Origin of the sequence: Gordonibacter pamelaeae 7-10-1-b, from assembly GCF_000210055.1 — a bacterium.
Lineage (GTDB): Bacteria > Actinomycetota > Coriobacteriia > Coriobacteriales > Eggerthellaceae > Gordonibacter > Gordonibacter pamelaeae.
In genome coordinates this window covers 2,868,870-2,878,602 of the sequence record NC_021021.1, presented here as the reverse complement: position 1 = coordinate 2,878,602, position 9,733 = coordinate 2,868,870, and the positions used below count along the sequence as shown (strand labels likewise).

Annotated in this window: 11 protein-coding genes; 3 read left to right on the top strand and 8 right to left on the bottom strand. The window is 64.7% G+C overall.

What is annotated here, in order from left to right:
- Positions 1-78: 78 nt before the first annotated feature.
- The 3 genes from GPA_RS13300 (at position 79) to GPA_RS13290 (ending at position 1,991) form a co-directional block, all read left to right on the top strand.
- Positions 79-864, top strand: a complete 786-nt coding sequence (locus tag GPA_RS13300; RefSeq protein WP_015540194.1) for an acyl-CoA dehydratase activase — start codon at positions 79-81, stop codon at positions 862-864.
- A 6-nt stretch (positions 865-870) separates the two neighbouring features.
- Positions 871-1,482 (top strand): 2-hydroxyacyl-CoA dehydratase family protein, encoded by a 612-nt coding sequence (locus tag GPA_RS13295; protein ID WP_015540193.1) that lies wholly within the window; start codon positions 871-873, stop codon positions 1,480-1,482.
- A 173-nt stretch (positions 1,483-1,655) separates the two neighbouring features.
- The gene (locus GPA_RS13290; protein ID WP_015540192.1) at positions 1,656-1,991 is read left to right on the top strand and encodes a hypothetical protein; all 336 of its coding nucleotides are present in this window, start codon (positions 1,656-1,658) and stop codon (positions 1,989-1,991) included.
- Between the two features lie 18 nt (positions 1,992-2,009).
- On the opposite strand, the gene GPA_RS13285 is transcribed toward GPA_RS13290, so the two are convergent.
- The 8 genes from GPA_RS13285 to GPA_RS13250 all read right to left on the bottom strand — a co-directional run bounded on the left by GPA_RS13285 (position 2,010) and on the right by GPA_RS13250 (position 9,551).
- Positions 2,010-2,405, bottom strand: coding sequence for a hypothetical protein (locus GPA_RS13285; protein WP_041239646.1), 396 nt, complete (start codon positions 2,403-2,405; stop codon positions 2,010-2,012).
- Positions 2,402-2,878 (bottom strand): hypothetical protein, encoded by a 477-nt coding sequence (locus tag GPA_RS13280; RefSeq protein WP_015540190.1) that lies wholly within the window; start codon positions 2,876-2,878, stop codon positions 2,402-2,404. Before GPA_RS13280 ends, GPA_RS13285 begins: the two co-directional genes overlap by 4 nt.
- Positions 2,879-2,893: 15 nt before the next feature.
- Positions 2,894-4,114, bottom strand: coding sequence for a hypothetical protein (locus GPA_RS13275; protein WP_015540189.1), 1,221 nt, complete (start codon positions 4,112-4,114; stop codon positions 2,894-2,896).
- A 128-nt stretch (positions 4,115-4,242) separates the two neighbouring features.
- On the bottom strand, positions 4,243-4,485 hold the full coding sequence (locus tag GPA_RS13270; RefSeq protein ID WP_167536677.1) for a hypothetical protein: 243 nt from the start codon (positions 4,483-4,485) through the stop codon (positions 4,243-4,245).
- 546 nt (positions 4,486-5,031) lie between these two features.
- Positions 5,032-6,150, bottom strand: coding sequence for a hypothetical protein (locus GPA_RS13265; RefSeq protein ID WP_015540188.1), 1,119 nt, complete (start codon positions 6,148-6,150; stop codon positions 5,032-5,034).
- Positions 6,151-6,173: 23 nt separating this feature from the next.
- Positions 6,174-7,109, bottom strand: coding sequence for a hypothetical protein (locus tag GPA_RS13260; RefSeq protein WP_015540187.1), 936 nt, complete (start codon positions 7,107-7,109; stop codon positions 6,174-6,176).
- A gap of 207 nt (positions 7,110-7,316) precedes the next feature.
- Complete coding sequence (locus GPA_RS13255; RefSeq protein WP_041239644.1) at positions 7,317-9,014, bottom strand: hypothetical protein; 1,698 nt, start codon at positions 9,012-9,014, stop codon at positions 7,317-7,319.
- A 123-nt stretch (positions 9,015-9,137) separates the two neighbouring features.
- Positions 9,138-9,551: a hypothetical protein gene (locus tag GPA_RS13250; RefSeq protein ID WP_015540186.1), complete on the bottom strand. Its 414-nt coding sequence runs from the start codon at positions 9,549-9,551 to the stop codon at positions 9,138-9,140.
- Between the last annotated feature and the right edge of the window lie 182 nt (positions 9,552-9,733).

Genomic DNA, 9,733 nt, shown 5'->3' with positions numbered 1-9,733 from the left:
GCCGGCGCGGGCGGGTCTTGCCCCTGCGGCGCGAAAACCGCGGCGGGCCGCGGTTCCAGAGGGTTTCAAGGACGGTTCATGGAAAGGAAGGCCATGCATTACGTGGGCATCGACGTGGGGTCCACCGCCACGAAGGTCGCCGTGCTGGACGGGGGCGGCGCGCTCGCGCGCACGCTGCTGTGTCCCACGGGGTTCAGCAGCGTGGACGCCGCGCGGCGCGTGCGCGCCCTCTTGGACGAGGCGGGCATCGACGTGGATACGGTCGCGGTTGTGGCCACCGGCTACGGCCGGGTGGCCGTGCCCTACGCGAACAAGGTGGTCACGGAGATCACCTGCCACGGCCGCGGCGCCGCGCGCCTGTTCGGGCGCGACGGGGTGGTGGTGGACGTGGGCGGCCAGGACACGAAGATCATCGCGCTGGCCAACGGCGTGGTGAAAAAGTTCGTCATGAACGACAAGTGCTCGGCCGGCACGGGGCGCTTCCTGGAGATCATGGCCGACCGCCTGGCGGTGGACCAGGACGAGCTCGCGCGCCTCGCGCGCGCCGGCACCCCCACTGCCATCTCCAGCATGTGCACCGTGTTCGCCGAGTCCGAGGTCATCTCGCTCGTGGGCGCGGGCGAGCCACGGGAGAACATCGCCAACGGCGTCATCGAGTCCGTGGTGGCGCGGGTGGCGGCGCTCGCGGCGCAGATGCCGGGCGGGGCGTACTTCCTCACCGGCGGCCTGTGCGACAACGTCTACGTGGTGGAGCGCCTGGCCGCGCGCCTGGGCAAGCCGGTGGACACCTGCCCCGAAGCCCGCTTCGCCGGCGCCCTGGGCGCGGCGCTCTGCGCGTTGGAGCTGCGGGCGGAGAGGGGCTAGCGGCGTATGGATGCGGCGCTTCCCCGCACGTTCGAGGAGTTCGACGAGGCCCGCAGGCAAGCCTTCGTCAGGGTGATGGACTACAAGCGGACGGGCGGTCGTCTGGTGGGGTACCTCTGCTCCTACACCCCGCTCGAGGTGATCGACGCCGCCGGGGCGGCCGCGGTGGGCCTCTGCGGCACGAGCCCCGAGACCATCCCGGCGGCGGAGGCCGTGCTGCCGGCCAACCTGTGCCCGCTCGTCAAGTCCACCTACGGGTTCGCCCTCTCCGACAAGTGCCCGTTCACGTACTTCTCCGACCTCATCGTGGGCGAGACCACCTGCGACGGCAAGAAGAAGATGTACGAGCTGCTGGGGGAGCTCAAGGACACCTACGTGCTGCACCTGCCGCCGGGCCGCGGCCGGTCTTGGGAGGCCGACGCCTGGCACGAGGAGGTGCGGCTGCTCAAGGAGGAGCTGGAGCGGCGCTTCGACGTGGAGATAACCGACGGCGCCCTGCGCGAGGCGGCCCCCTCAGGTAGAGGGGGAGCCCCGAGGCGTCGACGGGCTCGCAATCGACTCTCGTGTGCAGCGCCTTCTCGACGTACTCCCTCATGCTCCGCCTCCTCATGTAACTAAACAATTATCAATGTACCATTATGAATGGTACATAGCAAATCAATTAGTTACATTTATTGACGCCTTGCGATCCCTCGTGGGCTTTCGGAATCGCGATGCGTCTAGCAGGGCGCTCTGCTCGTTTTTCCCTGCGTTTTCGTCTTGACAAAAGGGATATCTCACCAGGGGCCGAGATGATCACGAGGTTCCTGGACGCCCTGGAGGATACCGCGAAGAACCCGACATGGCGCCCGGCGGAGCTCCAGGCGATCGACGCGCCGCCGGCACTGGACTACCGGACGCCAGACTATACGGCAAATGCCGCGAAGTACATGGATCTGTACGGCGCCAAGCACCGCGCGGAGGCCAAGTATGCGGAGGCCCTGGAGAGGGCCGAGCAGGCCCGAAGGAATGTCTCTGTCGTCCTCGAGAAGGCATCTCCCGCCACCCTCGCGGCCGCGGCAAAGAAATCGGCGGCCGCCGGCATAGCCGACAGCCGCCGAGACAATCCCGCAAAGACGATCCGTTAGCCGGTAGGCATCGACGTCCTAGTGCTTGATGCCGCCGGCCTCGTCCGCGTGCGAACCGGCAGTTCGGTTCGCCGCCGCGCTCGCGGCCTTGGCGAGATCTGCGGGATGCCTGTCGCCGCCATGCGCTTGCGCGCCGTCGTGCGCCGGCGCGCCCTTCACGGGATCGAGCGTCATGGCGTCCCCGTCGAGGTGAACATCGGTCCGATGCACCGGTTCCGAATCGCGCCCGTCGTAGGTGAAGACATGCACCGGCGTCGGGTAGTCATCCTGGAACTCAGCCGGCGTCGACTCGATGAAGGCGAGCTGCCCGCTGCCCTTCCCATCGGGCAGGTTGATATCCACGCTGATGCCGCCTGCGAACGGCGTGGCGATCAGTTCGCCGAAATCGGTCATTACAGAAATATGCTCGCTCATAACATACGCTCCTTGATACCCAAATTGACATCAGATCCGTTCACGCTCCGCTCGGCCGCCCAGGCGGCCACGGTCGCATCGGGGAAGCGTCCCCGGGCGCGGCTGAAATCGGGCGCGACGCCGTCGGGACCGCAACCGGGGTTGAAGCATCGCGCCCATGCGGCGCCGGTGGCGGTCGTCTCGCTTGCGATCCAGTCGCTGAGCGCCATGTCGTCCGCGAAGGTGGCATCCACGGTGGAGGCCACGGACAAGTCCATCCAGGACCAATCGGGGTCCCCGGTCGCGAAGCGCTCGGGGCTGTCGAACCCGGTCCCGAGCCTCACGTCGTAGCTGCCGTCATCGAGTCGGCTGATAAGGATACCCGGCTCGTTCTGGCGCCCCGAGTGCCCGAACGGGCACCAGAGGAAACCGTTCTCCGCGTCCAGGTCGCGCAGCGTCGGCGAGCCCTCGATGAGCTGATAGGTCTCTTCCATGGCTATGCCTCCCTCCTAGTGCTTGATGCCGTCGGCGCCGACGGTGTCGGGCTTGACGCTCTTGGCGGCGGCCTCCTTGGCAGCCGCGGCGACGTCGCCGGGCAAATGTGCGGGGGCCTCGGCAGTCAACTGCCCCTCGAGCACCATGTCCCCATCGAGATGCACGTCGGTGCGGTGATCGGGCTCTTCGTCGCGGCCGTTGTAGGTGAAGGCGCGGACGGGCGTCGGATAGAGGTCGTTGGCATCCGGGTCCGCATCGACGAAGGCGATATCCGCGCACTTGCCGCCGGGAATGTCGATGCCGACGCTGATGCCGTCCTCCTTGGCGTTGGCGATGAGCTCGCCCGCCTCGGTCTGCACGGAGAGGGCTCCGGTGCCGACGCCCATACGCTCCTCGAGGGCGGTGATGACGTCGCCGTATCGCCCGATGTGCTCATCGTCGATAAGGCCGCATGACAGGTCGTAGCTCGCCATCGCGGCGGCCATGAGGGCGCCGGTCATGCTGGCACTGCCCTCTGCGATGCGGATATCCGCCGGGTCGGTATGTTCCGCGGTATAGCGCATCTCGTCGTAGATGGCCGCCTTCTCTTCCAGCTTTCCGACCTGGCTCTCGATTTGTTCCACCTTCTTGTGGAGCGGTTCGTTGTAGAGGCGCTTGAGGTCGCGGTTGAAGGTCGCGATGCGTTCGTTCAGCTCTTCGCTCGGCCCATCGATCTTCTTTGCGATCTCGGCGAAAACGATGCCCTGCATGAGCATCATCGCGATCCCGGCGCCTCGCACCTCGTCCATGGGAGTCTCGTTAACCTCCATGAACGAATCGAACGTCTCGGCCTTGCGATGCTCTTCGGCTGCAAGCAACTCGTCATAGCGCACTTGCTCGGAAGGGGAGACCACCTCATCGAACTGTTCCCGCCAGTCGCGATCGACGGCGCAGTCCGGATGGTCGCCGAGGAAGACCAGTCTGCTGCACTCGTCCTCGTCATGATGAAGCCAAAGGTCATATACGGCATCGTAATCCACGCCCGTGATGGCGGCGATCTTGAAGAATACGTTCTCACGCACCGGGGAGTCCCCGACGCCGAGATACTTATAGATGTCGCCTCCGTCCGCCATGCATTTCACGGCGCCGGCAAAGGTGGCCAGTGGGTTGATCCTGTAGCCGAGCTGATCGGACGGAAATGCCCGGATATACCAATCGCGGATACTAGACTTGAAATTGAAATGCTTCTTGCTCATTTCGCCAGCTCCAAAAAAAGAGGGTCAGCCAGATACGACAAAGATGCTACCCGCGTCGCGCATCAACGAGAACGGCCCTTCCCGAACGGGAAGGGCCGCCAACTGACCGCAATGTGAATCAGATCGAGCTAGATATGCTTGCCGCCGGCATCGCCGTCGGTCGAGATGCTTGCGCTGGCGGCCTTCTTGGCCGCCGCGGCGACATCCGTTGGAACGGCGGAGGTCTTGTTCACGGCTTTACTCTGGTTCTCGATATCGGCAATGGCCTCCTTGACGGCTGAAAAGGCGGGGTTGCGGAGGGCGATGACGCAATCATCCAGGACATCCAAGTGGAAATTAGGCTGGGGTGTGTAGACGGAATCGAAATACATCTCCTCCGTCGGCTCAATACTGCGCTCGCACGCTTGGAGGATGAAGTCCGCCTGCGTGAACGCCAACTGAACCTGACAGGCCGCAAAAAGCTCGGTGGCATGGTCGCGTATGGCCTCGAGACCGGTTTTCCAATAACGGTACCTGCGGACAAACTCGTCATCGGCGCCTCATACCACACATTAGCAACGGTCCTGTAACTCTCCCCGGTGATCTCGGCCAGCTTCACGAACACGATATTGCTGAAGACCTCGCTATCGGAACCGATAAGGTCGCTCAGATCGATACCGTTCGCCATGCCCACGACGACGTCCGCGAATGTGATATCGGGACGGATCTGGACATCGAAACTGTTTTCCGGGCAGAAGTCTCTGTACCAATCGAGGACGCTCGATTCGAGGTCGTATTGTTTCGCTGCCATGTCATCAGCTCCCAGATAAAAGCAGGCCGTATACACCGAAGATGCTACCCGGAGCACCCTACAACGAGAACGGTCCTTCCCGAATGGGAAGGACCGCCAGCTGACCGCAGTGAGAATCGGATTCGCACTAGATATGCTTGCCGCCACCGGCCTCGCCGGAAACGTTTTTGCAGGCCGCGGCTCTAGCCGCCATAGCCTGCGCACCGGGCTCGGGCGCTACATCGGCGGCCTTCGGGATCGGGAGCGCTTCGCGCTCCTTGAGCCCCGGCGCGTCGATGCCGAGCTTGCCGCACGCGCGCGCCGCCAGGCGATCAAACCCGATGTTCTCGGCGAACTCACGGGCCTCCTCGCCGTCGAAGGTCCAGAATTCCGGCCCGATGGTGGCGCCGGACCACGAATCAGCGTTGCGGTCATAGCTCAAAGTCGTTTCATGGCAGAAGAACTTCCTGCCATTCACATCGACGGCATGCGTGATGGGGGAGAAGTTCAGGACGGTATTGTGCTCACCCGACGGGCAATCGATGCCGGTGGCATCGACCGAAAGCGAGTCGGGATACTGCGTGCCCCAGCCGTATCCGAGCCCGGAGAAATCGACCCTTCCGAGCCCGCGGATGACCTGCTCCCTCTTCGGCATGACGGGCTTCGGAGCCGGCGCAGTCTTCTGTACGCTGCTGGGGTCGGCCATGTCACCGAGTCCGCGTTCGCGGCGGCGCGGGATCATCTTCCGGTTGAAGGCGAGCACCGCCGCACGGCACTCCTCGGGTCCCGCGGACGGGATGATCGGGCGCCCGCCGAGCTTCGCGATATCTTGGGAGTCCACGAGCGTGAGGTTCTGGAAGAACGTCATCGCCTCGACATCGGTGAAGTCGGCCAACGTACTCTCGCAGAGCCAGTCGCGCCCGGTATCGTGGTCGGTGAACTGGTCGGCATCCTCGATGATGAGGAAGCAGCGCGAACGCACCTCGTCGTTGCCGATTTCATGGTCCCAGTCGTCGGCCAGGATGCGGGCGCCCACCGTGAACGCATCGGGGAAGAATTCCTCGTGTTCGCGGCGCTCCTCGGGCGTGTCGTCGTCCCAGTCGAGCAGCATGCCGTCGAAGAGCCCGCAGGTCCCGGTGGGGTCGAGCTCCATTTCGGTATAGTCCCAGCCCAGCTCCTCGACGTTGATGGAGGAGAGGACGTTGACGGCACCGAAGCCGTTGCAGACGACTGCATTCCACTTGCCGGGCTCGTGATTCTCAGCCATGACCCTATCCTTTCGAAATCGCTTTACAGCTTGATCGCGCCGGCATCTCCGGCACCGTCCCCGCCGGAGCACCCGGCGGCCGTCTTCGCCGCGGCGGCGAAGACGGCCGGCTCGGGCTTCTTATCGTCCTCGGCGAGCTCGCGCAGGGAGTACCGATGGCACCACGCTTTGGCCTCGCCGACGGAGGCGAACCGGAGTCCTGCATCCTTGCAGGCACCTTCACCCGTCGAGATCTTCACCAAGTAGGGCCGATCGGGGGAATCGGCAACCTGGTAGATATCGAACGCCGTCTCCCCGAAGCGGTAGGACTCCCGCGCCGTGCCGTAGGCGCGCTCCGAAAAACGCGGCAGCGAGCACGGCCCGACATCGGGCGAGTCGTAGAGGTTATCCAGGAGGATATAGAAATCGACCAGGTCCATTTTGCCGGGCGCATAATATTCGCCGCCGAGCTTGAACCCCTTGGCATCGTACGAGACCCCGGAGATGAGCCGGACGTCCAGATTGACGGAGCCGTCATGATGGGAGGCCTCGATATGGAACTCGCCGTTCGTGTCCACGAGGCGGTCGATTTGGCAATCCTTGAGGGCATCCGCGCTGCCGGTGCCCTGTGCGAGGGAAAGCAGGGAGTCGGCCACGACCAGCCCGCGTGAAGGCTCGTCCCAGCGCTCGACCGTCCCCTTGGCGACCACGGAGATCTCGGTCGGGTGTTCCGGGTCGCCGCCGCATTTCAAGTCGCGCAGCATGCGATCGAAACAGGAGATTTCGTCGGAGAGGTCGTTGTCGATGGCGTAATCGATCTCTTTCCAAACCTCATTCATAAAGAAATCGAGGGAGGACACCACATCGACATTGACGCCGTCTCGGTCCGCTATATATTCGTTATAATCATCCACCGCCTCATCGGAGAGATAGTAGGCCCGGTCGTAGAGGACGCGTTCCGCGGGCATGAAGAGATCCATGGAGAAGTCCTTTCGGTTGAGAAGGAAGGCACGGGACCGACCCGGTCACCGCTATAACCCGATAGTACCCGCCCGCATCGCCGCCAGCCGCAGCCATGGTCACCATTTCCCGTACGGGAAGCCGACGGACCTGCCGAGGTCTTGCGCTCAAAAGGCCCCGGACTCGAAAGGGCCCGGGGCCGAAAACGCCTTCCGCGAGCCGGCCCCCTAGAGACGGCGGCCGATCTCGACAGCGTCACCGCGCCCGCTGAGGCGATCCTTCATCGCGAGCGCCCCCGCGGCGAGCTTCGCCGCCGCAGAGCTGCCGAGCGAGGCGCGATAGATGAGGGTGTCGGTGCCGTAGGCCTGGATTCTGCATCCCGTGATCGCGCTGAGCATGGCCATGGCCTCATCCTGGTTGCCGAAGTGCTTGACCGCATCGGCCTGCCCGCCATCGGCGCGGCGCACGGCGATGTCGCACAGCGGCTCCAGGCCGCGGGGGGAATCCTCGAGATAGGCGAGAACGCTGTCGAGGCCGTTGGAGGCCGCCGCGGAGGCGACCTCGTCGAAACCGATATTCGAGCAGTCGAGCTTGACGCCGCCGACCTCGAAGCCCTCCTCCCCGTCACGCATGCAGTACCAAAGGCAGGGGACGGTCGCGCCCGCACCGGCATCTAGGGTGCGCGACAGAAACGCAACGCCGTCCTCGTCCTCCCAGGGCGTGAGCGGCGTGACGTCGCGCGCGGCATCCTGCGCCAAATAGAAGGATGACATGAACGTGTCGTCGGCATAGGCGCCGAGCACGGTTCCCGCGCGGCTGTACTCGGTCTCGCCGAACGCAGCCTCGATCGCGCGCAGCACGTCGTCCGCATCGGCGTCGGCGGAAAAGCCGCGCCAGTCCCGGACAAGCCTGCCTGAGCGGTCGACGTTGACCGTAAGCTCCTTATAGAGCCCATGAACGGTCCGGGGGAGGTCGTAGATGTCCTCCGGGGCGATGGGCCGCCCGGCGAGCGTGAAGGTCTCGGTCTCGCGGATATCCTGGTCGACCAGCGTCTCGGGGTGAAGCCCCTCTTCGGGCTCGCCAGGCGAGGTCCTGTCGATGAGCATGGCAGCGTAGCGGGCGTTGCCGCCCGCAATGTCGAGGAAGTCGCCCCATCGGTAGGCCCTCTCATCGGACGCATTGCCGTCCGGCACGTACTCGCAATCGAGATAGGCCTTTACCGCCGCGAGGCGGTCGGGGCAGTCCTCGGGCAGGTGCCGGGCGATTTCGAGGATATCGCTATCGGCGAGCCCGTATCTGCACGACAGCTCCTTGGCGTAATACGAGAAGTCGAGGAGGCTCTTCTTCGTATAGGGTCCGACGCGCATATCCGCCTCGCCGGGCACACCGAGCCAGAAACCGTCGAACAGTCCAAGATCGCATCCGATGGCGTCTTCGATGGAATCGACCGCCTCGCGCGGGTCGAGCCCGCGGTTCACGCCGGGCGTGTGCTTGAACGACCTTCCGCTGAAATACTCCAGGAGGTCGACCCTGGACTCGGAACGCGGGAGGTCGGCGGCAGGCAAGTCGAACGACCCCGCCTCGAATCGCTCGGTGTACGCCCCGGTGGCGTCGTCGACATCGTTGCGCAGGAACGCGATCTGGATCAGGTCCGCCCCGTCGTGGGACACCGGGCGGAACAGTGCGACTCCGTCGCTAAGACCGCAGCACACGACGACCTCGCAGGCATAGGCATGCTCCGGCTCATCCCCTTCGTACTGGCCGCCGGTCGAGACCATATCGATGGTATCCATGGCGCTGTAGACGTGGCCGCCCGCGATCCCGAGGAAATCGTCCCAGCGGTACACGTCCGTATGGCCGTCGGGCGTGTACTCCACATCGGTATATCTGAAAGTGTCCTTGTAGTTCTGTCCGCTTGCGTCCATATCGATGCGCTCCAATCCGAGAAGGCCGGCACCCAAAAGCCGGCGCTCTGATACCCGAGATGGTAGGGCCGCCGTCCCGCGATGCGGTCCGGCGGCCCGTAAGGCTCCCGAACGGGAACCCGGTCACTTCCTCTGCCGCTTGGTCGGCGTCAGCTTGCCCGAGCCGGTCTTCTTGAGGATCGACTTGGCGGCATGCGCCATCTGCGGAGGCGTCTTCTCGTAGAGCTTTCCGGCCTCGACGTCGTCCACGAGCCGTTCGGCCTCGCCCGGCGTGAGCGTCTGGGCGCAGACCTGCCTACAGCTCAGGTCCTCGGACTCCACGGCATCCACGACCTCGATTCCCTCGCGGCGGCACGGCGCCCCGACCAGGTCGAGCGGAGCGCGGACGCGTCCCGCCTCGATGAGCGCGGCGACCTTCTCGCGGGCAGCCTCGGCGTCCGTGGCGAGCGCGGGATAGCTGAAGGTGACGGACTCGGAGACCGTCACCATGTAGTATTCGGCGCCGGTCTCGGCCGCCGCCTCGAGTCTTTCAACCATATAGACCAATCTCCTTACGACGAGCCCTTGCCAGTCGGCGGTTTCTTCTTCTTTCCGCGGTCCTTTGCGGTCCGGGCCGCTGCGCTCTTAGCGTGCCCCGCGGTCTCCCGTGGCGGGCGGCCGTGCGGGTAGTACTTCTCGGGCGGCGCCTCGGGCGCGGGCTTGGCCTCGACGGCGCGCCG